The sequence below is a fragment of the Siphonobacter sp. SORGH_AS_1065 genome, assembly GCF_030818595.1.
Taxonomy (GTDB): domain Bacteria; phylum Bacteroidota; class Bacteroidia; order Cytophagales; family Spirosomataceae; genus Siphonobacter.
This window is the reverse complement of record NZ_JAUTAM010000004.1, coordinates 1,810,069-1,835,050: the sequence shown is the minus strand read 5'-3', so window position 1 is coordinate 1,835,050 and position 24,982 is coordinate 1,810,069. Positions and strand designations below refer to the sequence as shown.

The following is a 24,982-nucleotide window of genomic DNA, read 5'->3' as shown; positions in this document are numbered from 1 at the left end:
CGAGTCCGTAGTTTTGCCGAAACTACTTACTTATTTAGAATTATTCTACATTACATGGGCAGACTTATTTATTTTCTTGGATTGTTTCTGTTGAATGTTAGCCTAGTGCTAGCTCAGCGGGGGGCTACGATTCGCGGACGGGTGGAAGAGGAAAATGGCCAACCCATCACCGACGTTACCATCGAACTGAAACCCGTCCATCGCAGCACGACGTCTAACGAACAGGGGCGTTTTACGTTCACCAATATACCCGCCGGCTCTTACGAATTGCACGCCAGCAGCCTGAACTATCAGTTTGACCACAAGCTAGTTGCGGTTGCCGACGGCCAAACAGTTACGGTTGTGCTGACGGCTACGACCAAAACGTTACAGCTAAGTCCCGTAACCATTACGGCTGAAAAATACGCGAATACGCAGCAGCGGACGGCTCTGTCGGTTTCGTCGCTCAGCAGTCGGCAGATTCAGGAACGCCGGATTCAGGAGATGGGCGATATGCTCATGTCGGTACCTAACCTGATGAGTATGAACGTGGGTTCACCAACATTGACAATGACTTCCATTCGGGGCATAAACACGTTTTCGCAGAATCCGGTCGTCGGGATTTATGTCGATGGCATTCCGATGTTCGACGGGTATTCCAGTTCGGTGCAGATTCAGAATATCGAGCGGGTAGAAGTGCTGAGGGGTCCACAAAGTACGCTCTATGGACGTAATGCTTTGGGTGGGGTAATCAATATCATTACCAGTAAACCGGGCAATGTGACCCACGGTTTTGGGGAGCTTACACTGGGTAATTTTAGCCGACAACGCTACGCGGCAGGGTTGTCGGGGCCCCTCGTCAAAAACAAGTTATTTGCTGGATTTTCAGGGATTTATGATACCCGAAACGGTTTCTTTACGAATCTCTACACGGGCAGAAAGTTTGACAAACCCGAAACCTACAGCGGCAGCCTGAATCTGCGATACCTGGCTTCGGACCGCTTATCCTTTACGCTTCATTCGCGGGGCGAGTACAACCACATCGCTGGAACCTTCCCCTATACCTTTGCGTCGATGGCGGAGCAACAGCCGCTGACGATCAACCAGAACGGTACTAATCGGGAGACGCGAAAGCTGGTGACGACGTCTTTGCAGGCGGTGTATCAACTCAAGGGCATGGAACTGTCGTCGCTGACAGGCCATACGTTTATGAGCGATACGTACCAGGATTATGACGTCGATTATTCGCCTGCCGACTTCATGCTTTACGAAATGCCTTTCCAGCCGCAAAACACCCTTACGCAGGAGTTTAAGCTGGTTAGTAATCAGCACGAAAAGCTTCGGTTTACGGCGGGGCTGTTTGGCTTTATGGACCGAAAAAAAGCCGAAACCGTTTACCGTTACGGAGCCGATGCAGCTACCTATTATCCGGGGGCACCCTATTCGAGCTTCATCTACTCCGACAAAAAAATACAGGGTCTAGCGGCTTACGTACACGCGACCTACGCGTTGACCAGCAAACTGGATCTGATTGCGGGCTTACGGTATGATTACGAAAACCGGACGCTGACGCATCGAACCGAAATGGCCAAACCGGGCGAAACGCCGACGGTGATTGCTCCCGACAAAACCATTGACGGGCATAACGATGCCGTGTCGCCCAAGCTTGGCTTTTCGCTGAAAGCCACTTCCGATCTGATGGCCTACGCCACCTACTCACGCGGCTATCGGTCGGGGGGCTTTAACCAGTATACCGCACAGGCTAACAAGCTGAATTATAAGCCTGAGTTCACCGATAATTTCGAAGTAGGCGTCAAGTCGGAGTGGCTGAATCGTCGCCTGCGAGCCAATCTGGCCCTGTTCTACGTTGCCTGGAAAGATCAGCAGCAAAGCGTGGCCTTCCCTGATCTGATCACGGATAATGTGGGAAAACTGCAAAACAAGGGCCTCGAACTGGAACTGACCGCTCTTCCCCTGAAAGGACTGGAGGTGAACTACAATCTGGGCATGGTCGATACGAAGTACCAGTCGTTGATTCTATCTGACGGAGCGGGCAAAAACAAAGACTACGCGGGTAACCACCAGATTTTCACTCCCAAACTCAGCACCAGTCTGGCCGCTACGTATCGGCACACGCTGGGCCAGAAAGCCGCTCTCTTCGTGACCCCCGAATGGAAGTATCTGGGCTTGCAGTACATGAACTACTACAACGACCTGATCCAGCAGCCGTTTAGCCTGATCAATCTCAACGCAGGGGTAAAATACGGCCCGGTCGAAATCAGCATCTGGGGTAAAAATATGGGCGATGTTCGCTACCTGACGTTTGCCTATGCCACTACGGTAAAAGCTCAATCGCCTGTCGCACAGGGGGCTCCCCGCACCATAGGCGTTACGTTGAAAGCTGGTTTTTAAACGTTGTTTTCGACAGCCGGGCTGTCAAAAAGAAAAATCATTATGGAATTACGGATCACGAATCTTTCCAAGACCTATCCCAATGGGAAACAGGCTCTTAAGCATATTACCCTGACCATTCAAAACGGCATGTTTGGCCTGCTGGGGCAGAACGGAGCGGGTAAATCGACCCTTATGCGGACCATCGCTACGTTGCAGGACGCCGACACGGGCAGCATCTTTCTGGATGATATTGACGTACTGAATCAACCCGCCGAAATGCGAAAAGTACTCGGTTATCTGCCGCAGGATTTTGGCGTCTATCCCAATGTATCGGCGGAGGAAATGCTCCTCTACATCGCCGAAATGAAAGGCATTACCCACGCAGCCGAGAAGAAAGAATCGGTTGAAACGCTACTGCATCGGGTGAATCTGTACGAAGTGCGGCACAAAAAGCTCAGCACCTATTCGGGCGGGATGAAACAGCGGTTTGGCATTGCTCAGGCCTTGCTCGGCGAACCTCGCATCGTGATTGTCGATGAGCCGACGGCAGGCCTCGACCCGCTCGAACGCAACCGCTTCTATAATCTGCTCAGCGAAATTGGCGAAAACACCATCGTTATTCTATCGACGCACATTGTAGAAGACGTCAGCACGCTCTGCAACGACATGGCAATCATTGGCAACGGAACGGTGTTGCAGGCCGGTAAACCAACCGATATTGAAACGGCACTGGACGGCTGCCTATGGGAAAAACAGATCGACAAACACCTGCTGGGGCAGTATCAGCAACAGTTCGAGGTGATTTCGAATCGCTTTCACGCGGGTAAACTGATCATTACGGTCTATCAGGAAACCATGCCCGACCCCGGTTTCTGGCGAAAAATACCTACGCTCGAAGACGCCTACTTCAAACGACTGTCGCAAACCACCCCGCAACCCGTTTAAGCCATGTTCAGCACGATTTATCGCTTCGAAGTCCGGCAGCACCTCAAAAAGGTATTTACCTGGGTATTTCTGTTTTTGATGATGGCTCAGGGCGTGTATTACATGCACCATTCCGGTGCGTTTTACAGTGCCGACCGCACCTTTGCCAACGCTCCGGCCATCGTGTATACGGTGCTGGCGGGGATGGGTTACCTGGGATTCATTGTGGCGGGAATTTTCGGAAGTCTGGTTCTGGGAAAAGATCTGGAATACAAAACCGCTTCGTTTCTCTACACCACTCGGGCCACGGAAAATACCTTTTTTGCGGCCCGTTATTTGGGGTCGCTGGTGGTGTTACTGCTGTTGTATGGCGGCTACCTGTTAGGCATCATGCTGTATAATTACCTCCCCATAGATAATCTGGGTCCGGTGGCGTGGGGTGCTTTTCTGCGGGGTATTCTGCTAATTTTTCTGCCGAACGTTTTTATCATTTATACCCTTTGCTTTGGTATTTCGGTGCTGTTCCGCAATCCGAAGCTGGCTTACATGGTGGCCCTGCTGACGTTGTTATTGATGATTTTCGGCGAAACGACCTTCGACAGTAATCCGCAAACGGTGCTGCTCGACCCAACGGCATTTTCGGTCCTGCACAGCCAGTTGGAGCATTTATCACCCGCCGAGAAAAACAGCTTTAGCCCTGATTTCGCGGGACTTCTGCTTTGGAACCGTGTGATCTGGATAACCCTTGGGATGCTGGCGTTAGGGCTGGCGTGGCGACGGTTTTCATTCCGATCCTTTATCTCCCGAACCGAACCGGTCAGCAAAACCAACCCCGACAACCATCACCCAATGGTTGCCGTACGGACTGACTTGCCCACCCGAAAAACCCGCCAGCATTTTTCGCCCGCTTCGGATTGGAACAAGGTGTTTTCGCTGGCCTGGCTGGAGTTCAAAACCACCGTTCGACCGCTGGGCTTCCGAATTTTTCTCACCCTTCTCCTGGTGATGTACGTCGGCTACACCGCCGTCTGGCAGCAACAGTATTACTCAGCCGCCCCAACGCTCCCGGTAACGGTCGAGATCACGTCGGTTACCTTGCCGATGGCGTTTTACATCCTGATGTTCCTGATTGTCAATACGACCGAACTATTATTTAAGAACAGTAGCACCGGATTCTGGCAGATTGGCGACGCCTTACCCGTACCTACGTGGGTGAGTCTACTCTCGAAGATCGGAGCCATGACGGGCGTAGCCTTCCTGATTCTGGTCAACTTTACCCTGTTCGGGGTGGGCGTACAGGCGGCCAAAGGCTATTACGATTTCGACTGGATGGTGTATGGCGAAGACCTGTTCATCCGTTGGTTACCGAAATACGTCCTCTACATTTTACTAACCGTGTTTGTGGCTGGATTAACGGCCAATCGGTACGCGACCCACTGGATTACCATTCTGTTCCTGCTCTTTAGCCTCATTCTGCACGAAACCGATGTCATCGAGCAGAACCGGCTGAACTTCATGTTTTCGCCGGGCACGAAAATGAACACCGACATGAACGGGAACGGCCTGTTTACCCTGGCTCACGGCTGGTATATGCTGTACTGGTTTTCGCTGGCGGTAAGTCTGTGCCTGGTCGGACTCTGGCTCTGGCAACGCGGTACGCTGACGCCCCTGGGCAAACGGCTGGCCCATCTCAAAAAACAAGTCAGTCCGGTTACGCTGGTTCTTTTTGTGGGTGGGTTGCTTGGCTTTGGATTCTGCGGCCAACGCATTTACCAGGCCGTAAACGTTGACAATCATTTTCAAACAAACGAAGAAGCCCGAATCGAAGCGGCCCTGTATGAAAAGACGTATAGTATATATCGTTACAGCCCACAACCCACTATTTCCCATTTCAACCTTCAACTTGATTTTTACCCTGCCGAGCGAAACGTAAGCTACACCACGCAGCTTCATGTGCAGAACCGCACCTTACTGCCGATGGATACGCTTCATGTGGAATGGATGGATTTTTCGGCACTTCGCAGCCTGTCGGTCAACGGCAAGCCACTTTCTTTGCTTCGTCAGGATACAACGCTACGTCATGCCCTATACCGACTACCTCGGCCTCTTTTGCCCAATGACTCCCTGATTGTTACGGCCGTCGGTACCTTGCAGCATACGGGCTACACCAACGGCGATCCGCAACCGGAGCTAACCTTCAACGGTAGTTTTCTGCCCTCCGGCATCCTGCCTTATTTTGGCTACGATCCGGGTCGCGAACTCAAGGGAAACCAGTATCGCCCCGATTACGGCTTGGCTAAACTGACCCATCGACTACCCGCCCCAACCGACCAACGGGCTTCGCAGCAGCTTTTTGCCTCGACGCAGGCGTTACGTCCCGACTACACCCTGACCATCAGCACGACTGACGACCAACGGATTGTGGCTCCGGGAAAACTGGAAAAGGAATGGCAACAGCAAGGGCGACGCTACTACCGGTTTCGGTCGGAGCAGCCGACCACCTTCGCTTTTCATCTGCTATCGGCTCGCTATGCCGTCAAAAAAGCAACGGATCGGATAGCTGGCAAGCCCGTTGCCATTGAGTTGTATTATCATCCGGGGCACCCCTATAACACCAGCCATCTGCTAACAACCGCCCGACAAGCCCTCGATACGTTGAGTCGGTGGCTGGGGCCTTATCCCTACACGACGCTACGGATCGCCGAACGCCCCCGTTACGATGAAGAACTGTTTGCCGAGGACAACGTACTAGTGTTACCCGAAAATCACGGCTGGATTGCCGACGTACGTTCACCCAGTGATCTGGATTACCTGCACTTTGTCGTTACGCGACTCATCGCCCAGCAGTTTATGCAACAGGCCAACGTCAGCCGAACGCAGGGCTATCCATTCATTACCCGATCCATTCCGTACTATCTGGCCCTGTGTCAGCTTGAGCAAACACACGGTTCCGAAGCGGTTCAGCACCATCTGACCAAAAGCCGCGATCAATACCTGAAAGGTCGGGCGAAGGAGACGAACGAAGAACCCTCGTTGCTGCAATGCGACGAAGAGGCCGACTACGTATTCAATGAAAAGGGAGGAGCTGCCTTGTATGAGTTGAGTAAAACGGTGGGCAAACCCCGACTGAATCGACTCATCGGTCAGTTTTTGCAACAGGCCAGGCTGTCGCCAAAGCCGATTCCAGCCACGGTGTTTTATGACCAGCTCCGGGCCTCCGTGGGCAATCGGGCCTTATTAACCAGACTTTTCGAAGAAAAATAAGCCTTATCCATGATTGAAAAAGAGAAGCAACTGATCCTAAACGGAGTATTAACCACCGTACTGTGGCAATTGGCGTGGCCTGCCGTACTGGCAATGGTTTTATACGGACTGAACAGTTTTCTGGACGGCGTTTTTGTCGGCCAATTGATGAATCAGGACGCTCTGGCTGGCGTCGGCATGGCTTACCCTCTGTCGCAAATTACGCTGGGGCTGGGTAGTCTGGTCGGTATGGGAGCGGGCACCGTACTCAGTATCTGGCTGGGAGCCAACGAAAAAGCCAGGCTGAGCCAACTACTGGGCACGGTCAACCTGCTTTGCCTGTTGTTGGCCGTGGTGGTTTGTTTGCCCTTGTACGGGTTGGCCGAACCGCTGGTGCGGGCCTTGGGAGCCCGCGGGGCCGTGCTGGGGTATGGCACCAGTTATTTTCGGGTAACGATTCTCGGATCGTTTTTCTGGATTCACGGGCTGGCCCTGAACATGATGGTGCGGGGCGAAGGGAAAATGAAAACAGCCGCCTGGATGATTGCCGTAGGTCTGATCGTCGATGTAGCTCTGAAACCCATTTTCATCCAGACGTTCGGCTGGGGCGTAGACGGGGCCGCCTGGGCCACCAACACGGGTATGCTGGTCTACTCGCTGGTGGGGCTCTGGTACTTCGCGACGGGACGGGCTTCGTTTGCCTCCGACTGGAAAACGCTACGGTTGCCGAAAGACCTGCTCGGGTCCATTCTCAAATCGGGCCTGCCGGGCATGATCCTGACGCTGATGACGGTTATTCAAAGCATAGTCGTGCTACACGCCATCACCCACTACGGTACCGACGCCGATTTGCCTTTCTACACCGCCTGCAACCGTATTCTGCTGTTTCTGATGACGCCCATGATTGGCCTGATGCGGGCCCTCCAACCCGTGGTGGGCATGAACTACGGAGCCGGTCGTCATGATCGGGTAAGGCGTTCGTACTGGCTATTTACCGCCTGCGGTGCCGGGTTGATTGTACCCGTCTGGCTTTTTATGACGCTATTTCCCTTATCGACCATCCACAGCATTCTGCCCGGTATTGCCGTTTCGACGCAGCAAATGACCGATTTTCGGGTGTATCTGGCGGTGCTGCCTTTCCTTCCCATCGTGTTCATGGTTCTGGTTACGTTGCCTTCCATCGAAAAAGCCAAACAGACCTCGCTGATCGCCCTACTCCGGCAGGTGATTTTTTACCTACCCGTGATGCTTTTCTTCCCCCGCTTTTTCGGCGTCCGGGCCATCTATTGGGGCAGCACCCTGATCGATGTTGTGGTTATTTTGATGACGTTGGGGATACTATTGAAGAGTTTTAAAGAGTTGAGGGCGGGGAAAGATCGGGTAATGGTTTCTGAGATTAGTAGCTGATAAGTGATCAGTAAATCATCGTCAGAGCCCGTCGCTGGGTGGAAGGTTGTACAGCGATGGGCTTTGGTGTTTTCTGAACGGTAGCGTAATATTCATTTTGTCTCGCGGTTAGAGATCAATGGTTGGTAGGGAAAAGTAGGTAGAAAGATGAACCTAAATACATCAACCCACACATACAATAGTTCAAATAAACAGTAGAGAAACGGCAAAATTTTCGTATCTTGGGGGTTAAATATTCATACTAACGACACTTATGAAACGAGATAAAATGTATGAAGATTTACCTTTCACTTCCGATTTTTCGGTAGAAGATTGGAATGCATTGGTAAAACTAAAACTAGGAAAGTACTTCTCAGATGAAACAGTTTTGGAAAATAATAAAGAGGTTTTAAGGACAGAAATTATTAATTTTATAGTACTTTTCACTAAGCCTGAATATTTCAAACTATTTGAATGGACATTTAACCTTTATAAAGATTGCATTAATTTAGATAAACAAAGGATCATCAAGGTTTTGACGGAGTCATTTAACGGCATTTCAAATACAGACATGAAATGGATGACAAATGTATTGACGCAGCCAGACGAAAAAGAATTTTCAGAAAGAGACAAAATAAATTATTATTTCAAAATTATAGATGAAACATTGGAAGGTGTTTTTAAACCTCGTTTCAAGTTATTAGACAAACTTGTTAATTACAAATTGTATGGCAATACGCGTGACAACTCAGGTTTTGACTTTGGGAAGCTAATTAGAGATTTTCCTGATCAGGTAAAAAGCGATACTGTTCTATTTCTTGAAGATCCATTCTTTTCCATCTCTACAAATCAGTGGAGAAACATAGCAGCACACAAATCCTTTACTATTAATAAAAAAGATATAGTTGTGGACTATGGAAGAAAAAATATACAATCACTTGCACTATCGTATAACGATTTTTACAAAATCGTTCATTGGACTCAAGACATTTATCGAGTAATTCGATTTGGACAAGTACTGACAGAATTAAACTATATTGAAGAAATAGTCACCGAGTTGGGCGGCACAGAAAATATGAATATTCGCTTTGAATCCTCACTTCTTCATATAATTCATAATATGCAAATAGTAGGCTTTGAATTTGTATCAAATGAAGAACTGAATGATATTTTTTGTCTAAATGTTAAAGGAAACAATAAGCATGACGTGAAATCTTCTTTAATACATGCTTCGGAATGTTTAGACCGGCTTTCATGTGCTATTTACGACGATAAGTTTGTTAAAGATAACTTTAAGAAAACTAGGATAAGTATAGTTGATGACAATAGAAACGCTCTTGCATCTGCAACAATATCTATCGATGTGGCATTAAAGAAGGTGAAGGGAGAGCTGACTCTTGATCAGTATTTGGATAAAATGGAATTTGAAATAAAAGCTACGTCTAATGAGGCTTTTTAGTTAGGCAGACGAAAGTTCAATAGCAATTTCTCAATTGAACTTCAGTGTTGAATTTTCCCGCCTTAGGGAGTACCATAGCTATAAACCACACACTCCTACCTAAAGAAACGCATGAATCATATAGAACTATTTGAAAACGAAAGAGCAACAGGCTACAACCAGTTTGTAGAAACCTGGATACCCAACTATAGTTATTTCCTGGAGCGTTTGCCCAAGCTACTCAGCGAAACAAAGGGCTACGATTTGTTGGTGGTTGGTTGTGGAACGGGGAACGAGATCGAAAAATTTGTCCAGGCACCCAAACGGTGGAACCTAACTGGCGTTGATCCCTCGCCGGACATGATCAAACAAGCCAGCGAAAAACTTCAAACCTACGACAACGTAACGCTACGGGAAGGTTTGGTTTCTGATCTTCCCACCGACAAGAAATACGATGCGGCCACGCTTTTGCTGGTTTTACATTTTCTGGACGACAACGGCAATAAACTAAACCTGCTGAAAGACATTGCGGACCGATTAATTCCGGGAGCACCCTTCGTATTGCTGGACATTACGGGCGACAGAAACCAGATCAAACGAAATCTACAAGTGCTCCGGCTTCTCTTGCCAGACGGTTTAGAGCAGGAACAAGTCAGCAGTCGTCTGAACCGAATAGAAAAGGAACTGTATGCCGTTTCAGAAGAACGGCTCTCGGCCTTATGTCAGGAAGCAGGCTTTGAACCGCCCCTCCGCTTTTTTCAGTCATCCATTTACATGGGCTGGCTAACTAGAAAGAAGTAGATGAAATAGCTATGTAAATCGAGACCCAGGCCCATTTACCAAACGAGGCTATTAGTCATTTTGAGGGCACCAGAACTGTTACTGTAAAGTTTTAGCAGAGCTGCGGGCGTAGCAAAGGGGTAAAAGTCCGGCAATTGAGCTTAACAATTTTTTCCACTAGGCAAGGCAGTAAATTTCTCCGCAGAAGAGATCAAAAAAACACATTAATAGGATTCATTGAAAGCTACTTTTGTTTAGAAAACTGGATTACTGTGTTTATTTGATAGGGATTAATAATTCAAAATATATTAACTCTTCTTCTCTCTTGTTATAAGTTTCAAAAAAGGCGTTACCTAGTTTTCAGCAAAAAAAGTAGGTAACGCCTTTTCAATTTTAAATCATCCTAATAAAAATAAATCATTGGTACAAAAGGCTATTCGCTTTTACTTTTAAATAGTTACCACCACTTTTCCAACTACGCGGTTTGTTTCTACTTCCAAATGAGCTTCTCTTATTTCTTCAAACGAAAAAGTTTTGTAAATATGAGGCTTTAATACACCCTTTTCTAGAAGGGAAGCGATTGCATCCATGGTGTCTTTTCGAGATTCTACCATGTGAAAAATAAGTTTTGCTCTTTTTTTTGATGCTTCTTCAAGTAATTCCTGGGGTATTTCAGGCGAAGGTAAAGTAACTATGACACCGCTATCTTTGATACTATGTATCGAGTTCATCAACGTTTCTCCGCCTACAGTATCAAGAATAATATCGACATCTTTTACTACTTCTTCAAACTTTTCCTGGGTATAATCGATATGCTTATCTGCACCCATATTGAGTAAAAATTCTTTATTCTTGGCAGACGAAGTTGCGATAACATAAGCTCCAAAATGTTTGGCAATTTGCACAGCTAAATGCCCTACACCTCCCGAAGCTCCGTGAATCAATACGTTATCGCCTTTTCTTACTTGGGCAACGTCTACCAAGGCTTGATAAGCGGTGGAAGCAACCATTGAAATAGCTACCGCTTGTTGGTGGGTTACATTACCGGGTTTCAACGTCAAATGAGTTGCTGGCGAAGCCACATATTCGGCATAGGCTTTACCGTTTCCGAAAAAATTCACCATTCCAAAAACTTCATCTCCCGGTTTGAAATTTTTCACATTAATTCCTGTTTCACTAACGATACCAGAAATATCCCAACCTAAGATAACGGGTCTATTTTTTCCAAAAATCCAATCTAAAATACCTTCGTTAGCTCTTGCCTTTACATCTACAGGATTTATACTAATTGCTACTACTTTTACCAAAACCTCGTCGCTTTTGATGATAGGAGTTTCAACTTCTGAGGCCATAAGTTTATCCACACTTCCTGCCTCTTGTAAAATAAATGCTTTCATCGTCTGGTTTTTAATAATTAGTGAGGCAAAACTAATTTACCAGTATACTTGTGACAAGTATGCACTATTTTGTAACCTACGAACTAAAAATATACCAACATTGAAAACCAATTAATTAAATTTACAAATGAGCAAAAAATTTATTAATGAACCTTCCTGTCCGGTTGACTACGCTTTTCGTAGAATTGGCGGAAAATACAAAGGCAGAATACTCTGGTACCTGCATTTAAATACCATCATGCGATACGGTGAGCTCCGAAAATCGCTTTTTGACGTAACACCCAAAATGTTAACGCAAACGCTTAGAGAATTAGAAGATGATGGGCTTATCACTCGGAAAGTGTACCACGAAATCCCGCCCAAAGTGGAATACGCTCTCACTGAAACGGGCGGAGAACTTACCCCATTTATTGAACATTTAAAAGATTGGGGAACGCGTCAATTAAAGAAGGACATTCCATAGGCTATTATTGATCCGTGAATTCATCTTCCCATCCCATCTTTTCCAAACTGGGCCGCCGGGCGGTTTGGAAAAGATGAGATGATCCTGAACAAATAAGGACGATTAATAAATGCATGCTGTCCCTTACCGACTTTACCAATCATTTTACCGGCAACGCTGACGCACTGAACACTCACTACAAAAATGGAAGACCAACTAAGCATATTGATTCAAAAAGCTCAAATCAGCCATTTGCTGACCAACTATTTCGGAGCAATAGATGACAAGAAACTGGATAAAACTACTGTAGAAACTACCTTTACCGAAGACGCAAAAATTTTAAGACCGAACGGTTCAGTCACGACTGGACACGATAACATACTTGATGGACATCGAAAAAGTTTCGCCCGATTTAAAGCGACACATCATGTCATTACAGACTACATCATCGACATTCATGACCACACAGCAACCTTACGAGCCAATTTAACAGCCATGCATTTGTGGGCAGGCGATGATAAAAATTCGCCACTTCATAACAAACACTTCCTTGCTGGGGCAGTATTGACCGCACAAGCTATCAAAATTGGCACTAATTGGAGGATTAGCGAATTGGTAAATCGCAATGTTTGGAGAACTGGTGATGGGATGGCAGAAATGGCAAACTATGAGCGACCTGAAGGCTGACACCGAAAACACGGCTGGCAGCATCGGCTTGACGTTACGCAACTCAACGGCCCACATTCCGTAGGTAGACTTCTGACAAAATACTTTGATCTAACAACAAAAGCCCCATTTTCTGGGGCTACGATTGACTAGAGCTCTGATTGTCACCAAGGAATTTCTCCCGTTTCAGGATTATTTTCTTCGCTAAAAAATTTCCCCGTAGGTCCATCCCTATCCATTAACGCATATTTTACAATTCGCTTTCCTGCATCTTCCACATTACCCGGACCTCGGTGGCCGTTGAAATCGGTCTTCGTATATCCAGGGCAAACGGCATTTATTTTGAAATTGGTATCTTTCAGTTCGTATGCCAATACAACGGTATACATATTCAAGGCCGCTTTTGAAGAAAGATAAACGACACCTTTGTAGTCATAATACTTGTAAGAGGGGTCGCTGTGTAAGGTAATTGAACCTTGACTTGAACTAACATTGACAATACGAGGTTCAGAAGATTTTTTCAGCAAATCAATAAATGCTTGTGTAACCCTTACTACTCCATACACATTGACATTGTATGCCTCTTTAAACTGCTCTATAGTTGCATCAAATGCAGATTGCGGATAGCCACCGTAGATTCCGGCATTGTTAATAAGAATATCCAATGATTTTGTTTTCTTGCCTATTTCTATACGGGCTTCTTTTACCGATTCCTCATTTGTTATGTCAAGTTGAATAGCTTCTACATTATTTATCCCTTCCGCTTTCAATTGATCAATGGCTTCTAAACCATTTTCTACTTGGCGACTGCCGAGATAAACATACATTCCTTTTTGAGCAAGTTGCCTTGCCACTTCAAAGCCAATGCCTTTGTTAGCTCCTGTTACTAATGCTGATTTCATTTCTTTGCTTTTAAATTAACAAAGCAAAAGTAGATAGCTAAAAAACAGGAAAGCTGGACAAATCCATTTATGATCTTGACGAATCTTGCCGGGCTAAAAACGCACTTACGCTTTTCCCCGTGCATTTTTTAAAAAGTCTTGAAAAGTAATCAGGATCATTAAATCCTAGTTCATACGCTACTTCTTTTACAGAAAGATTAGAATAACGTAGTTTCCGCTGGGCTTCTATCATTAAACGGTTTGTAAAAAAATCCTTGGGCGATGTTCCAGAATATTCTTTTACGAGCCGGTATAAGCTGTTTGTACTTAAAGCTAATTTCTCAGCAATGGTATGAATAGATGGTTGTTCTATCAGGTGCGTTTCCACCATTAATTTAAACTCAACAAACTTTAACAAATTGGTATTTACAACAGTAACTGGTTCATATTTAAAATACGCACTATTTAATTCTGACAACAGTAAACTCAAGTAGGCTAGTTTTATTTCTGAGTCTGTTGAATGTCTATCTATAGAAAGTATCTGATTTATAATTTCAAAACCTTTTTTATTCTTCCTCTTGCAGGAGCATCAAAATTGATAATTTGTGTATGCAATGGATTCACTAAAAATGGAAAGTATTGGGGCAACAATGACAAGGTATTTTCATCGAATAACACCTTGAAGTATTTAAGATTACCTGTTACCGTAGGGGGTTCAAAAATCTGATTTGGCATTGCAAAAAGCAATTGGCCACTAGTGACCGTAATGTCCTGTAAGTCTAATTTATAAGTAACAGAACCGCAGTCTATTAAAACGACAAAATAAGAAGTTAACCTACGAGGTTGGAGAAATTTTTGCTGAATGTCAGAAGTAGGATAAGGATTGTCGTTGGAGTTAATTTTAATCTTCAACTCATCATTCGGTACGTTTTCATATTTTTCGTTTGTTCCTTGCATATGGTCTGCTATTATGAATAGTCATACAAATGGCATTTCGCTACACTCCCATGGAAATGCTTTGTTTATGTTCCTTTCCCCACATTGCCAGTTGGTTTATGATAGGAATGAGCTGTTGGGCAATAGGCGTAAGCTCGTATTCAACACATGGAGGAACATCTGCATATACGGTACGCGTCACCAGTTTATTTTCTTCCATTTTCCTGAGCTGCAACGTGAGCATCCGTTCGGTGATGTTCGGGATTCTTTTTTTCAGTTCGCCAAAGCGTAGTTTTCCGTTGGCAAGATGGCAGCAGATAGCCAGTGTCCATTGGCCACCAATGAGGCTTACGGAATAGATCTCGTCACATTCATCCGTTAAAAGCTGTTTGTTCTGAAAATTGGTAGAGCTTTCTTTGATCTTACTCATCACTAACATTTTTGTATGTACCTTACAATTAGTCGTCAATATACGGAAGTAGCTGTTGCTGATTTTCCTTTGTAAGAAAATTAGTGATATGAACCCCACGGTATTGATTACGGGCACAAGTTCAGGGTTGGGCAAGGAACTGGTGCAACATTTTGCCCATCACAACTGGCAGGTCATCGCTACGAGCCGGAAGCCGAAAGGAATGTGGAAAGATTACGAAAATGTGTCTGAAAAACCACTGGATGTCACCAATGCAGCAAGCGTAACTGCACTCTTTAAGGAGCTGCACCAGTCCGCGTCAACAATTGATCTGGTGATCAATAATGCTGGCAGAGCTGTGTTAGGCTCATTAGAAGACACCACGATAGACGCGGTGCAGCAAATCTTTGAGGTAAATGTGCTGGGCGTGATCAGGATGCTGCAAGCCCTCGTCCCCTACTATAGAAAACGGGGAAAAGGCCGGATTATCAACGTAAGTTCTTTGTCGGGACTGGCCGTTGATATACCACTGGCTTCGGTGTATGCCATGTCCAAATTTGCCTTGGAGGGGCTAACAGAGGGAGTTTTCTTTGAACTGAAAGCATTGGGTATTGATATTCATCTGGTAGAACCGGGCGGTTTCAAGTCTTCCCTAGTTGATAATGCCATCCTGTTTCCGACCGATAAAGACCCGGTCTACAACAGCATAAACGCCAACCTGAGTAAGGTTCTGGCAACCAAGTTGACCGATCCGCATTCGCCCCATACGGCAATAACGGATGTTGTGGAGACCATTTATAAACTAGCGATTGGTGAGATTAACGCGTTTCGTAATCCCGTGGGCAGCGATACCGCCGAGATCTTACAGCTTCGATCCAACCATACTATTGACGATTACCTTGATGTGATCGGCAGCAAATTTTCTATTGACTAACACGATTACTTCATGAAAACATTGATTATTGTGATCCACCCTGATCTTACCCATTCGGTCATTAATAAAAGGTGGATAGAAGCATTAGAGAAACAACCGGAAAAATATACTATCCATAAACTATACGACGCATACCCGGACGAAAAGATTGATGTACGGGCGGAACAACAACGAATAGAGCAATATGATAAAATCATATTTCAATTTCCACTCTATTGGTTTAGTTCGCCACCGCTCCTGAAAAAATGGTTTGACGAGGTATTAATCCGTGGCTGGGCCTACGGAAGCAAAAGCGGCTATAAAATGGCTGGGAAAAGAATTGCGTTGGCCATATCTGCCGGAATAGCTGAAGATGAATTTATGCCAACGAAAAAATATAAATATACGCTGGAGGAACTAACCCGACCTTTTGAACTGACTTTTGACTATGTAAAAGCCGATTACCGGTCTTTCTACGCCTATTATGGGATGGAACACAACGCAACCAAGGAATGGGTAGAGCAGAGCATTCCGGGGTACCTCAGTTTTATCGAAACGTTAGGATAATATAACAAACAGACCATGTACGGGCAATCGCCCGACATGGTCACGAAATAGTTTGTGGTAAGGATCATCATTGTTTTTCCAATTCCGCCAAAACCGCTTCCCCCACCCCTTTCGCCGACTGCGGGTTTTGTCCCGTAACCAGCCGCTGGTCAACGGTCACGTGCGGTTGCCAAAGCCCTGATTTTTCAAATAGAGCTCCTCGCTCTTTCAGCTTTTCCTCCAGGAGAAACGGAACCACTTTGTCCAGCTTTACGGCCACTTCTTCTTCACTGGTAAACGCATTGACTTTTTTTCCATCCACCAAGTAGTTTCCATTACTTAACGTAACGTTCACCAGGGCCGATGGCCCGTGACAAACGGCACTCACCACACCGCCGTTTTCGTAGATCTTCCGCCCAATTGCTGCCAGGGCTTCATTTTCGGGGAAATCCCACATGGTTCCGTGTCCGCCGGCGTAGAAAATGGCTGCGTAATCTTCAGGTTTTACTTCTGAAGGCGTTAAGGTATGTTCAATTTTATGGTGGTACTTTTCATCTTCCCAGAACTTTCTGTTCACGGCATCGTCCAGGTTAAGGCCATCTACGGGTGCTTTACCCCCTTTCGGGCTCACAAAATCGATCTCGTAACCCGCAGCATGCAATACGTCCCAGGGATGCGATACTTCACCCAGATAATAACCGGTGGGCTGGCCGGTGTCGCCTTTCTTGTCGTGGCTCGTAACCACAAATAAAACTTTCTTTTCCATACGTACTGAATGGTTGTTTTGGGCCTGCAAGTGATTTGAAAATGCCAAAACACTGAACGCCGTTAAAACCGCTGAAATGGTGAATCCTTTCATTTTCATTGACCTTACTGACCGGACAAAATTCAGCAAAATGGAAAATTCAGCACAGGAGGTAAATCACAGATTTGGTGTGATCTACATCACACTAACTGCTGGTTCTGATCGTAATCATGGACCTTATGATCCTCATCAATACATCCATTTTTGACCCGTCCAGCCTGTATGTCGAAGAAACTGCTCCCAGGTAAGACTTTGGGGATTCATCTGCCGACTCCATTCCAGGTCGCGGTTTTTGCCAAAATATCCATATTCAACCGCATAGGCAGTCATCCCCAAAATTTCCTGTACTAAAGCCTCATTTGAACCAAACTCGGGGAAATGACGGAGCATTTCTTCCCGTGAATAAGCAGAGCTATATTCCGCTTTTTGTCCGGTAACTTTAGTAAAGGTTTCCACTAGTTCCTCTGGGGAAATTAGATCACCGATGACGGGTAAGGACTTACCAGAATATTGATCAGGATTGGAAAACATTTCCAAAACAGCAGGTCCGGTTGCCGTAAGCGGATCAACAAACGGTGCACGGAAATCTTTGGGCAGATAGATTGGAAATACAAGCGTATCACCTGTTAACCGGGGCGTATAAAACTCGATCAGGTTGGTGAAAAAGAAAGCCATATAGATGAATGAACTGGTTAAGGGCAGGGTTCGGATATAGGCTTCTACTCGGGCTTTGTCTGTAAAATGGGGAGCGAACAGTTTTCCACCGGATATTTCATCGACGTTTTCCAGGCTGCTGAAAACAATATGCTGTACCCCTGCTTCAACGGCAGCATCGGCCAGCTGTTTGCCCAACTCAAATTCGTGCGTCGCTGGCGGGGCGATGTTTGGAGTCATCAGGAAAACGCCAGCAGAGCCTCTGAATGCCTGCACAAACTTGTCCTGATATCCGAGGTCGAGGGGCAAACTGATGAGTTCAACGCCCTTTTCTGCCAATTTGAGTGCCTCCGACGAATGAATACGGCGGGTAATGCCACGTACACGGTACCGCCCGCTCTCCAGCAACGCGTGTGCAGCACTCTGTCCCTGTTTTCCCAAAACCCCAACGACCGTAATGAGCGGCTTGTCATGTGGTTCCTGCAAGCCTGTTACGTTTGACTCCATTGCTCTAGTTTCCATTTGAACTATAATTAGTATAGTTGCAAAACTATTTTGAGCACCCTACTTTTACAATATCTATCGAAATGGATAGGTGCAAAAAAGGATACGTGATGAAAACAGAATGTCTTGGTGATTATGTGAAGCTGAAGGAGAAAACCTATCCCTGTACGGTTAGTCTCACGATGGATTTGGTGGGGGGAAAATGGAAAGTAGTTATCCTATACCATTTGCGGAATGAACCCAAACGATATAGTGAACTTCGTAAGGAAATACCCTCGGTTACCGAAATGACCCTAAGTTTACAGTTAAAACAACTCGAGAAAGACGGGTTACTATCCAGGAAAGTCTATGGCCAAAAACCACCGGTCAAGGTTGTTTATAGCCTGACTGATTTCGGGAAATCGTTTACTCCCGTTTTGGAAGCCATTACGGAATGGGGCAATAAGGTGGTTAGCGAAAAAGGCGAGTTTTTGAGCAAATAATTTAAGACGAAGTACGAAGCCTGCTCAGGGTTTCCCTGGAAACCCCGAGGTAAGAAGCGATATACGATTTGGGAACCCGCTGGAAAAGTGAGGGGTAACTTTTGAGCATCTGCTCATAGCGTTCCCTGGCAGAGCTGGTGAGCAGCGACAAAATCCGGCGTTGTAAGGCTACGTATCCGGCATTGGATTTCCGGCGGAAGAAGTGCTCCATTTGATGCAGTTCCGCACAGATTTTATCCCGGTTGTGGAGGGAAAGGCACAGGACTTCCACATTTTCGATGCAATCAATAGTCAGCGTGGCGGTCGCTTCGTTAAAATAGGCCTGATAATCCGTAATCCACCAGTCTTCCCAGGCAAATTGCATGATGTGTTCTTTTCCATCATCAGGGTTGACGAAATACGCTTTCAAAAGGCCGGAAACCACGAAATAATCATTGACCACGTCATCCCCTTCCTGCACCAGAAATTGATGTTTTTTGAGCTTTTTTGTTTGAAAATGCGATAATACATAGTCAAACTCTTTATCGCTGATGGGAGTAATCGCTTCGATGTGCCGGCGTAAAATGTGGCTCACTGTAAATGATGGATTGAAGATTTAAATTGCAAAATTTACCAATTTAAATGTATGTATCGGTAGATTATCTGGTCACCCCGTCCAATTCTTCCCTTACCTATCTCTAGTTATACTATCTACCTTGGCATGCTTCATTTAAAAATGTTATTGTTTTACGTTTAACATCCTATTTCACTACTCTGAATGCAGGATTACCAAGGGATCAGCACGCTAAGAACTAACACATACTTCTTCACGTTTTTAAATAGATTGAATGATCTGCTCTAAGGGCAAACGCGATTTCGGACTCAGCGATGGCTGGTTACTGTCTTCGGGATTTCTGTAACCCACAGCAACGGAAAACAACGTTTTGTAACCGTTCAGTTGAAGTATCCTGTCGTATTCTTCATTTTGAATACCCTCCATCGGGGTACTGTCAATTTCCATACTGGCACAGGCCGATAGGAAAAAGCCGAGTGAAAGGTAGACCTGATGCTGTAGCCAGGATCTAATTTCCGTTTCGGGTAATGGTTTCAGGAAATTGTTGTAGTAATTGACCGAACCTACCGGCAAATTTTCATTAATCTGCTGCTCAAATTTTTCAATAGCATCGATTGCGGTAAATACAACCAGATGGCTTGCGTCCTTAATTCGTTGGGCGTTCCAGTACGAAGCATCGGCCAGTTCATTTTTTGTTTTTTCGTCTTCAATAAAAAAGAATCTCCACGGTTGACTGTTAATGGATGAAGGGCTTAACCGTAAAATTTCTTTTAACTGCTGCACGTTACTGTCCGAAATTTTCTGGTTCGGATCATAATTTTTGGTGGTGTACCTGGTTTTGGCAAGTCCTAAAAAATGCATTGTTTTCGATTTTTGACTTAACTATACTTTTTATAGTTGCAAAACTAAGTATAGTGTCATACCTTCGCAATAATGGTCAAAAACGATAGTAACTGATGTATTGTATAGACGATAAGGAATTCCCTTGTACTACCAGCCTGACAATGAAATACATAGGCGGCAAATGGAAAGCAGTAATCCTGATTCACTTAATCGAAAAAAAACGATATAGTGAGCTAAGAAAAGCATGTAAGGTGATTACAGAGCGGACCTTAAGCCTGCAACTCAAAGAAATGGAAGAAGACGGTTTGGTTAAACGGACGGTCCATACCGGCAAACCGCCCCTGAAGGTAGAATATGAACTGACCGATTTCGGCAAAACGCTTATCCCCTTGCTCGAAGCCGTAGCACGCTGGGGCAGGGAAACCGCTGAGAGAAACAAGCGGATAAAGGTTGTAGAATAAACCGCGGATAGGGTAACAAACACCCTGGAGCTGTTCGAAAACGATTGCATAGCCGTAATTCTACTGGTATTACCTTGTCCTCAGACGTTCGATCTGTCGGGTGAACGTATTTCTCTCTACCTCTGACGGGGTCAATGCGATGGCTTTTTGGTAGTGCTCTATTGCGGTATCTACTTCGACTTCAGCATACAAATACCCTAATAAGGCGTGGTAATGGCTATTATCGGACAGATCAAGCTTCCGGGCTTCAGGGATTGCTTTCTCATTACCGTAAACTTTAGCAAACGCAACGGTTCGGTTCAGAGCAGTTAGGGGCGAATACGCGATCAGAATCAGCTGATTATAAAGTTGTAAAATGTGCCGCCATTTATCTCCGTCTGCCGACGTGGTATGCCAATAAGCAATACCTGCTTCCAGATGATATGTTGAAATTTCATGATTGGTACAGGCATTTACCAAAAAGTAGTTGCCTTTTTCAATCAATGTCTGGTCCCACAAATGTTTGTCCTGTGCCTCAAATAAAACGGCTTCGCCATCGCTGTTTGTTCGGGCTTCGAGTCGGGAACTTTGAAAACACATCAAAGCCAGTAGAGCATTGGTTTGGGGTGTATGGGTCAATGCATGTTCCGTCAGAATTACCGTCAGTCTCATTGCTTCCCAACAAAAGTCTTTTCGGATCTGCTGATGACTGGTTTTAGAAAAATAACCCTCGTTAAAAAGTAAATACAAGGTTTTTAGAACGGCGTCTACCCTTGATTCGACTTCGGGTTTACGCAAAAACCTGATTTGAAAGTTGTCGTTCCGCAGATTGGTTCTTGCCCTAAGCAGACGTTTTTTGATCGTTTCGGTCTTGGTGAGAAAAGCATTCGCTATTTCTTCCACGCTAAAACCACAGAAAATTTGCAGGGCTAAAGCGATTTGGCTTTCGGGGGAATTGGCCGGATTACAAACCGCAAAAATCATGGCTAACTGGCTGTCGGCAATCAGCTGATTATCCAGTTCAATCACCAGTTCCGGCCAGGTCTGCTGTTCTGTTTCAGTCTCTTTTAGCTGATTTTTGAAACGTGAATCGCGTTTGAGATAGTCTTTGGCTTTGTTTCGGGCAACGGTGTATAGCCACGCCGTAGGGTTATCCGGCATGCCGTTGATGGACCAGTACTCGGAAGCTCTCAGAAACGTATCACTGGCAATATCCTCGGCTATTTCGATGTAGGGCAAGCCAAACTGACGACACAACAGAGCCGTCAGTTTGGTATACTCCTGCCGAAACAGGTGCGGTAAAATTTCTTGATTTGGCAACCCTTCATTCACCGTTAGGCCATTAATAAAGTTAACGTAACTATCAGAATAGCGGTAAGTAATAGGATATAAATCAAGGCAATTTTTTTTGATCTGACTATGGTTGCTAAAACCATTGGTCCCAACAGCCAATACGCCAAAGAAGTATATAAACCGGGAAAGTAAGCCCCTAAATAAGCACTCCACCAACTATGGGCAATCGCATTTCCCATAACCCCGTAAACTATAAAAAACAAGACAGGTATAAACAAAAACTTCAACCCTCTAAAATAAACCAAGATAGGAGCCCCTATAAAGACAAAATACGAGAGCATGTTAAAAGCAACAAAGCTGTTGGCAGCATAGGGTTGACCACCATAGGTTACGGGGAATAGCTCCCTAAAATTTGTTATAAATTCTTCTGCAAAATGAATAAACTGCCAACCTAAGGCTAAGAAATACTGGGGCAGGAAAATGGTATAATCCGGCAATTCGATTTCTTTGAAATACATGAAAACGAACAAAAGCCAGGCGAATAAAATACCAGGAATAAATGTAGCGATCAGGCTCATTCCTGAACTGCCTAAAGCAAATAGGGTAAGCAGTATAGCCGACAAAATGCTCCCAATCACTACATCAGATCTGGTTAACTGCCTTTCTTTATGGTATCTTTCAAGATTAAAGAAGCTCATTTCAACGTTCTATAGGGGCGATACAGTGGTTATAAAATAATTATTCTCGTTTTAAGACTTCTCTGATTTCGATACTGCCACCTATTTTAAAGATCGGGTTTTCTTTCGATATCGCTACCGCTTCATCGATAGTTTCTGCTTTGAGCACAATATACCCGCTGATAAATTCCTTGATTTCGGTATAGGGCCCGTCCGTCACTACGTGATCCGCCCTAACGACTTTAGCACTTCCCGGAAGCGGCAAAAGGGTATTGCCCTTATCAACCAGCTTGTTTTGGGCAGCAATGCTCGCTAACCAGTTCATCCGCTCCTGCATTTGCTCAGGAGAGGGCTTGAAATCAGCAATATCGTTTAGTCGGAAGATTAATGCAAATTCTTTCATGATCAATAAAGTTTATGAATTTACCCAATGACGATTGAACGAACCAAACGGGGACCATTAACGATTAAAAAGGCGGACGTGACGGAGAAAACGATTGGTTACTATCCTCATTTCACTCTGGCTTTCAGCCTGCTGAGCGTTTCCTGCGAAATATTGAGGTAAGAGGCTACTAGTTTATTGGAAAGACGTCTGACGATGACTGGATTCTCGGCCAGTAACAGCCGATACTTTTCGGCGGCATCCTGAATCAGAAAAGACATCAGCCGTTTGGTGTTGTTCACATACGCCTTCTCCAGATAGTAGCGATAAAATTTCTCCCACTGCGGAATTGTATCCAGTAATTGATGGAAATCTGTATGGCTAATGTAAAGCAGTTCCGTGGGTTCAACCGCCTGTATGAATTCTTCGGAAGGTTCGCTAGTAATAAAACTGACCAGAGCCGTGGCAAACTGGTTTTCGAAAGCAAAATAGCGGGTGGCTTCCTGTCCTTTTTCGTCGATAAAGCACACGCGTAAACAACCTTTGCCAACGAAGTAGGTCCGTTGGCTGGTTTGTCCGTGGGTTACCACGAGTTCGTTTTTGGTTAGGGTCAGGGGCTTGAAATACGAGAGAATCGTCCTTAGTTCCTCTTCGTTGACCTTGATCTGACTGGTAATGTACTGACTTAGTTGTTCGTGCATTCACTCCGTGTTACTTAAGTTACCATTTGTTCGTTACTTTTTCCGCGAGTTTACGGGCGTTAGGAATAATCAGGAAGGCAGCTCCATACGCCACGGGGAGCATGACACTCCAAGCCTTTAGAAACTTCATGCCCCAGTCGGGACCAAAGCCATAGTTACGCATCAGGCCGACAAATGCCATGATCAGCGTCATTGGGATCACCACAAACAGGGTGTTGATGTACTTGAAATAATTCTTCATGGGTACAAGTTTTCGATAATTGACCCTGCAAAAGTGCCGAAGTCCGCCCGCTGAAACCTTGATGTAGATCAAAAAAGAAAAAGACTGTAACGTTTCTTCTAATTACGCTAGATTGAAGCCGACAGACATCATTTGCCCGCTAGCTGTGGGGAATCAAAAAAGGGAATCGGTGCTTTCTACCCAGATTCCTAAATCCAGTACTACCTACCGAAAACAGTCGGCATGACGGATAAAACGGGTCAATTTTTCGCGGTGAGCTGGCTAACGCAATCGCTTTGTACTTGCTTTTGAAATTAGCATTGAAATTGTTGAGATGAAGGCCATACCTCTATCCATGAACTTCTCAGTATTATTTTTTAATTTTTTACGATAGGGAAGTATTCAGCAAATTGAATTGAAACCGGCCCGAATGGGCCAAGCCTTTTCTTTCTTCGTCAGTTCAAAGAAATGAGTGATTATGCCCCCATCGGTTTGTATGCTCAGGGACGGTTACCTTCATTATCCGAGTCGTAACTGTATAGACCGTTTTGCCTCAACGACGTACTACAGACAGCTATGTAAATTTTGCCGTCGTACTTGTACGTAATGGCGTAGGCGGAACCCGCCGTCTGGGGCATATCTTAATATATTCTCACCCTTATGAAAACTGCCCACTCCCCGCAGCCAACAGTGCAATCCGCTCATCATCCTCCACAGAAGCACCCGCAACGCCCAACGCTCCGATAACCTTGCCGTCTTTTAGCAGCGTTACACCACCACCGAAACTGATCATTCCGCCATTAGTATTTTCGATGCTGTAAATGGGCTGTCCCGGCTGTGCGATTTTGCCAAACTCCTGGGAATTGAAACCGAAGAGTGCTGCCGTTCTTGCTTTTTTGATAGACACTTCAACCGGACCTGTTACCGAATGATCCATTTTTTTGAGAGCGATCAGTATTCCGTCTTTGTTCACCACGGAAGCGACGATGGCAAAATCACCCTTTAAAGCCTCTCCAATCGCTCTGTCTATCAGCCTGTTCGCCGTTTCGAGACTGATATTGCTAGTCTGAAATGTTGTCATTGTAGGATGTTCT

At 45.4% G+C, this 24,982-nt stretch carries 27 protein-coding genes; 12 read left to right on the top strand and 15 right to left on the bottom strand.

Translation table 11 applies throughout. The features are described from left to right. The first annotated feature begins 54 nt into the window (after nt 1–54). The 6 genes from QE390_RS08335 (at nt 55) to QE390_RS08310 (ending at nt 10,165) form a co-directional block, all read left to right on the top strand. Nucleotides 55–2,391 carry a TonB-dependent receptor gene (locus tag QE390_RS08335; protein WP_307141796.1) on the top strand — a complete coding sequence of 779 codons (2,337 nt, stop codon included), beginning with the start codon at nt 55–57 and terminating at the stop codon, nt 2,389–2,391. A gap of 42 nt (nt 2,392–2,433) precedes the next feature. Then, complete coding sequence (locus tag QE390_RS08330; RefSeq protein WP_106636557.1) at nt 2,434–3,318, top strand: ABC transporter ATP-binding protein; 885 nt, start codon at nt 2,434–2,436, stop codon at nt 3,316–3,318. Nucleotides 3,319–3,321: 3 nt separating this feature from the next. Next, complete coding sequence (locus QE390_RS08325) at nt 3,322–6,561, top strand: hypothetical protein (RefSeq protein WP_307141795.1); 3,240 nt, start codon at nt 3,322–3,324, stop codon at nt 6,559–6,561. Nucleotides 6,562–6,570: 9 nt separating this feature from the next. Continuing rightward, nucleotides 6,571–7,947, top strand: coding sequence for an MATE family efflux transporter (locus QE390_RS08320; protein WP_307141794.1), 1,377 nt, complete (start codon nt 6,571–6,573; stop codon nt 7,945–7,947). 253 nt (nt 7,948–8,200) lie between these two features. Continuing rightward, nucleotides 8,201–9,385 carry a hypothetical protein gene (locus QE390_RS08315; protein ID WP_307141793.1) on the top strand — a complete coding sequence of 395 codons (1,185 nt, stop codon included), beginning with the start codon at nt 8,201–8,203 and terminating at the stop codon, nt 9,383–9,385. Nucleotides 9,386–9,496: 111 nt separating this feature from the next. Further along, the gene (locus QE390_RS08310) at nt 9,497–10,165 is read left to right on the top strand and encodes a class I SAM-dependent methyltransferase (RefSeq protein WP_307141792.1); all 669 of its coding nucleotides are present in this window, start codon (nt 9,497–9,499) and stop codon (nt 10,163–10,165) included. Nucleotides 10,166–10,593: 428 nt separating this feature from the next. Here QE390_RS08310 and QE390_RS08305 read toward each other — a convergent pair whose 3' ends face one another. Continuing rightward, nucleotides 10,594–11,541, bottom strand: a complete 948-nt coding sequence (locus QE390_RS08305) for an NADP-dependent oxidoreductase (RefSeq protein ID WP_307141791.1) — start codon at nt 11,539–11,541, stop codon at nt 10,594–10,596. A 127-nt stretch (nt 11,542–11,668) separates the two neighbouring features. On the opposite strand from QE390_RS08305, the gene QE390_RS08300 reads away from it, so the two are divergent. After that, nucleotides 11,669–12,004 (top strand): helix-turn-helix domain-containing protein, encoded by a 336-nt coding sequence (locus tag QE390_RS08300; RefSeq protein ID WP_307141790.1) that lies wholly within the window; start codon nt 11,669–11,671, stop codon nt 12,002–12,004. A gap of 183 nt (nt 12,005–12,187) precedes the next feature. Beyond that, a complete protein-coding gene (locus QE390_RS08295; RefSeq protein WP_307141789.1) occupies nt 12,188–12,670 on the top strand; it encodes a nuclear transport factor 2 family protein in 483 nt (160 codons plus the stop codon). Nucleotides 12,671–12,813: 143 nt separating this feature from the next. Here QE390_RS08295 and QE390_RS08290 read toward each other — a convergent pair whose 3' ends face one another. The 4 genes from QE390_RS08290 to QE390_RS08275 all read right to left on the bottom strand — a co-directional run bounded on the left by QE390_RS08290 (nt 12,814) and on the right by QE390_RS08275 (nt 14,896). After that, nucleotides 12,814–13,551, bottom strand: coding sequence for an SDR family oxidoreductase (locus tag QE390_RS08290; RefSeq protein WP_307141788.1), 738 nt, complete (start codon nt 13,549–13,551; stop codon nt 12,814–12,816). Nucleotides 13,552–13,618: 67 nt separating this feature from the next. Beyond that, nucleotides 13,619–14,020, bottom strand: a complete 402-nt coding sequence (locus QE390_RS08285) for an AraC family transcriptional regulator (RefSeq protein WP_307141787.1) — start codon at nt 14,018–14,020, stop codon at nt 13,619–13,621. Nucleotides 14,021–14,076: 56 nt separating this feature from the next. After that, nucleotides 14,077–14,487 (bottom strand): hypothetical protein, encoded by a 411-nt coding sequence (locus QE390_RS08280; RefSeq protein WP_307141786.1) that lies wholly within the window; start codon nt 14,485–14,487, stop codon nt 14,077–14,079. Nucleotides 14,488–14,527: 40 nt separating this feature from the next. Further along, entirely contained in the window at nt 14,528–14,896 is a 369-nt protein-coding gene (locus QE390_RS08275) for a helix-turn-helix domain-containing protein (RefSeq protein ID WP_307141785.1), read from the bottom strand. 88 nt (nt 14,897–14,984) lie between these two features. On the opposite strand from QE390_RS08275, the gene QE390_RS08270 reads away from it, so the two are divergent. Continuing rightward, complete coding sequence (locus QE390_RS08270) at nt 14,985–15,809, top strand: SDR family oxidoreductase (protein ID WP_307141784.1); 825 nt, start codon at nt 14,985–14,987, stop codon at nt 15,807–15,809. A gap of 12 nt (nt 15,810–15,821) precedes the next feature. Further along, nucleotides 15,822–16,355: an NAD(P)H-dependent oxidoreductase gene (locus QE390_RS08265; RefSeq protein ID WP_307141783.1), complete on the top strand. Its 534-nt coding sequence runs from the start codon at nt 15,822–15,824 to the stop codon at nt 16,353–16,355. A 67-nt stretch (nt 16,356–16,422) separates the two neighbouring features. On the opposite strand, the gene QE390_RS08260 is transcribed toward QE390_RS08265, so the two are convergent. Both QE390_RS08260 and QE390_RS08255 read right to left on the bottom strand, forming a co-directional pair. Further along, a complete protein-coding gene (locus tag QE390_RS08260; RefSeq protein ID WP_307141782.1) occupies nt 16,423–17,100 on the bottom strand; it encodes a type 1 glutamine amidotransferase domain-containing protein in 678 nt (225 codons plus the stop codon). A 228-nt stretch (nt 17,101–17,328) separates the two neighbouring features. Next, a complete protein-coding gene (locus QE390_RS08255; protein WP_307141781.1) occupies nt 17,329–18,315 on the bottom strand; it encodes an NmrA/HSCARG family protein in 987 nt (328 codons plus the stop codon). Nucleotides 18,316–18,407: 92 nt separating this feature from the next. On the opposite strand from QE390_RS08255, the gene QE390_RS08250 reads away from it, so the two are divergent. After that, nucleotides 18,408–18,779: a helix-turn-helix domain-containing protein gene (locus QE390_RS08250; protein WP_307141780.1), complete on the top strand. Its 372-nt coding sequence runs from the start codon at nt 18,408–18,410 to the stop codon at nt 18,777–18,779. A 1-nt stretch (nt 18,780) separates the two neighbouring features. Here the strand turns inward: QE390_RS08250 and QE390_RS08245 are convergent, their stop codons facing one another. Together QE390_RS08245 and QE390_RS08240 are read right to left on the bottom strand one after the other, a co-directional pair. After that, the gene (locus tag QE390_RS08245; RefSeq protein ID WP_307141779.1) at nt 18,781–19,353 is read right to left on the bottom strand and encodes a Crp/Fnr family transcriptional regulator; all 573 of its coding nucleotides are present in this window, start codon (nt 19,351–19,353) and stop codon (nt 18,781–18,783) included. A 240-nt stretch (nt 19,354–19,593) separates the two neighbouring features. Then, entirely contained in the window at nt 19,594–20,193 is a 600-nt protein-coding gene (locus tag QE390_RS08240) for a nitroreductase family protein (RefSeq protein WP_307141778.1), read from the bottom strand. Between the two features lie 143 nt (nt 20,194–20,336). On the opposite strand from QE390_RS08240, the gene QE390_RS08235 reads away from it, so the two are divergent. Continuing rightward, nucleotides 20,337–20,636, top strand: a complete 300-nt coding sequence (locus QE390_RS08235; RefSeq protein WP_232793674.1) for a helix-turn-helix domain-containing protein — start codon at nt 20,337–20,339, stop codon at nt 20,634–20,636. Between the two features lie 69 nt (nt 20,637–20,705). On the opposite strand, the gene QE390_RS08230 is transcribed toward QE390_RS08235, so the two are convergent. From QE390_RS08230 to QE390_RS08205, 6 genes are all read right to left on the bottom strand, one after another. Then, complete coding sequence (locus QE390_RS08230) at nt 20,706–21,935, bottom strand: RNA polymerase sigma factor (protein ID WP_307141777.1); 1,230 nt, start codon at nt 21,933–21,935, stop codon at nt 20,706–20,708. A 14-nt stretch (nt 21,936–21,949) separates the two neighbouring features. Beyond that, on the bottom strand, nt 21,950–22,606 hold the full coding sequence (locus tag QE390_RS08225; RefSeq protein ID WP_307141776.1) for a hypothetical protein: 657 nt from the start codon (nt 22,604–22,606) through the stop codon (nt 21,950–21,952). Nucleotides 22,607–22,646: 40 nt separating this feature from the next. Beyond that, nucleotides 22,647–22,988 carry a YciI family protein gene (locus QE390_RS08220; protein ID WP_307141775.1) on the bottom strand — a complete coding sequence of 114 codons (342 nt, stop codon included), beginning with the start codon at nt 22,986–22,988 and terminating at the stop codon, nt 22,647–22,649. 107 nt (nt 22,989–23,095) lie between these two features. Further along, nucleotides 23,096–23,668: a Crp/Fnr family transcriptional regulator gene (locus QE390_RS08215; RefSeq protein ID WP_307141774.1), complete on the bottom strand. Its 573-nt coding sequence runs from the start codon at nt 23,666–23,668 to the stop codon at nt 23,096–23,098. 19 nt (nt 23,669–23,687) lie between these two features. Next, a complete protein-coding gene (locus QE390_RS08210) occupies nt 23,688–23,909 on the bottom strand; it encodes a DUF2798 domain-containing protein (RefSeq protein ID WP_106636534.1) in 222 nt (73 codons plus the stop codon). Nucleotides 23,910–24,546: 637 nt separating this feature from the next. Beyond that, nucleotides 24,547–24,969, bottom strand: coding sequence for a heme-binding protein (locus QE390_RS08205; protein ID WP_307141773.1), 423 nt, complete (start codon nt 24,967–24,969; stop codon nt 24,547–24,549). Nucleotides 24,970–24,982 lie beyond the last annotated feature (13 nt).

Coding starts and splice junctions, on each gene's coding strand:
- QE390_RS08295 (WP_307141789.1), top strand. CDS start 12,188: ATGGAAGACCAACTAAGCATATTGATTCAAAAAGCTCAAATCAGCCAT.
- QE390_RS08305 (WP_307141791.1), bottom strand. CDS start 11,541: ATGAAAGCATTTATTTTACAAGAGGCAGGAAGTGTGGATAAACTTATG.
- QE390_RS08265 (WP_307141783.1), top strand. CDS start 15,822: ATGAAAACATTGATTATTGTGATCCACCCTGATCTTACCCATTCGGTC.
- QE390_RS08300 (WP_307141790.1), top strand. CDS start 11,669: ATGAGCAAAAAATTTATTAATGAACCTTCCTGTCCGGTTGACTACGCT.
- QE390_RS08280 (WP_307141786.1), bottom strand. CDS start 14,487: ATGCAAGGAACAAACGAAAAATATGAAAACGTACCGAATGATGAGTTG.
- QE390_RS08220 (WP_307141775.1), bottom strand. CDS start 22,988: ATGAAAGAATTTGCATTAATCTTCCGACTAAACGATATTGCTGATTTC.
- QE390_RS08330 (WP_106636557.1), top strand. CDS start 2,434: ATGGAATTACGGATCACGAATCTTTCCAAGACCTATCCCAATGGGAAA.
- QE390_RS08310 (WP_307141792.1), top strand. CDS start 9,497: ATGAATCATATAGAACTATTTGAAAACGAAAGAGCAACAGGCTACAAC.
- QE390_RS08225 (WP_307141776.1), bottom strand. CDS start 22,606: ATGAGCTTCTTTAATCTTGAAAGATACCATAAAGAAAGGCAGTTAACC.
- QE390_RS08205 (WP_307141773.1), bottom strand. CDS start 24,969: ATGACAACATTTCAGACTAGCAATATCAGTCTCGAAACGGCGAACAGG.
- QE390_RS08260 (WP_307141782.1), bottom strand. CDS start 17,100: ATGGAAAAGAAAGTTTTATTTGTGGTTACGAGCCACGACAAGAAAGGC.
- QE390_RS08235 (WP_232793674.1), top strand. CDS start 20,337: ATGAAATACATAGGCGGCAAATGGAAAGCAGTAATCCTGATTCACTTA.
- QE390_RS08250 (WP_307141780.1), top strand. CDS start 18,408: ATGAAAACAGAATGTCTTGGTGATTATGTGAAGCTGAAGGAGAAAACC.
- QE390_RS08215 (WP_307141774.1), bottom strand. CDS start 23,668: ATGCACGAACAACTAAGTCAGTACATTACCAGTCAGATCAAGGTCAAC.
- QE390_RS08270 (WP_307141784.1), top strand. CDS start 14,985: ATGAACCCCACGGTATTGATTACGGGCACAAGTTCAGGGTTGGGCAAG.
- QE390_RS08240 (WP_307141778.1), bottom strand. CDS start 20,193: ATGCATTTTTTAGGACTTGCCAAAACCAGGTACACCACCAAAAATTAT.
- QE390_RS08210 (WP_106636534.1), bottom strand. CDS start 23,909: ATGAAGAATTATTTCAAGTACATCAACACCCTGTTTGTGGTGATCCCA.
- QE390_RS08335 (WP_307141796.1), top strand. CDS start 55: ATGGGCAGACTTATTTATTTTCTTGGATTGTTTCTGTTGAATGTTAGC.
- QE390_RS08255 (WP_307141781.1), bottom strand. CDS start 18,315: ATGGAAACTAGAGCAATGGAGTCAAACGTAACAGGCTTGCAGGAACCA.
- QE390_RS08290 (WP_307141788.1), bottom strand. CDS start 13,551: ATGAAATCAGCATTAGTAACAGGAGCTAACAAAGGCATTGGCTTTGAA.
- QE390_RS08325 (WP_307141795.1), top strand. CDS start 3,322: ATGTTCAGCACGATTTATCGCTTCGAAGTCCGGCAGCACCTCAAAAAG.
- QE390_RS08315 (WP_307141793.1), top strand. CDS start 8,201: ATGAAACGAGATAAAATGTATGAAGATTTACCTTTCACTTCCGATTTT.
- QE390_RS08320 (WP_307141794.1), top strand. CDS start 6,571: ATGATTGAAAAAGAGAAGCAACTGATCCTAAACGGAGTATTAACCACC.
- QE390_RS08275 (WP_307141785.1), bottom strand. CDS start 14,896: ATGAGTAAGATCAAAGAAAGCTCTACCAATTTTCAGAACAAACAGCTT.